Origin of the sequence: Oceaniovalibus guishaninsula JLT2003, assembly GCF_000299575.1 — a bacterium.
In the GTDB taxonomy this organism is placed as follows: domain Bacteria; phylum Pseudomonadota; class Alphaproteobacteria; order Rhodobacterales; family Rhodobacteraceae; genus Palleronia; species Palleronia guishaninsula.
On sequence record NZ_AMGO01000065.1, the window covers coordinates 1 to 601 of the forward strand.

Below are 601 nucleotides of genomic sequence, written 5' to 3' on the forward strand. Positions count from 1 at the left end.
ACGCCGGAGAGGTCCATCGGCTTGCCGTCGGCCCAGATGCGGCCGATCCCGGTGATCGGGCCTTCGCAGAGCGCCACCGCGAAGGAGGCGTAGTACAGATACTCGGTCGTCTTGACCTTGCCGCCCCCGCCGCCCTTGCCGCCGCCCTGCGTGGTGGTCTTGGTCTCCTCGCGGAAATCGGTCGCCCAGATGATGTTGCCGCCCATGCGCATGCGGCCATAGAGCCGCGGGATGACCGCGCCCTCGGTGGCCGACGTGATGCGCAGCATGTCGAGCCGCGCGCCCTCGATGCGCTGGGTCGGCGCCAGCGACGAGATGATCCAGCTGTCGACCACAGAGCCGATGCTGGAGCCGATGAAGCCGCCGATGGTCGCGGCGCTGACGCCGAGGATCGCGCCGCCGATCGAACCGCCAATGGCGGCGCCGGCCGCGCCGAGGACAAGCGTTGCCATGGTTGGATCTCAGCGTTGCGGGAACAGGAAAGCGAAGGTGATGCGCCGCCGCCAGGATGAGGTGAGCGGTTCCTCGATCACGCCGAGCCGCTCGTACGCATGCAGAAAGGTGTCGGGCCCGGTCAGGATCCCGACATGCTTGGCGATAG

Annotated in this window: 2 pseudogenes; both read right to left on the reverse strand. The window is 68.2% G+C overall.

Features of this window, described 5'->3' with window-relative positions:
- A pseudogene (locus OCGS_RS13150) lies at nucleotides 1-452 on the reverse strand (baseplate multidomain protein megatron); the annotation flags it as partial.
- A gap of 9 nt (nucleotides 453-461) precedes the next feature.
- A pseudogene (locus OCGS_RS13155) lies at nucleotides 462-601 on the reverse strand (peptidase); the annotation flags it as partial.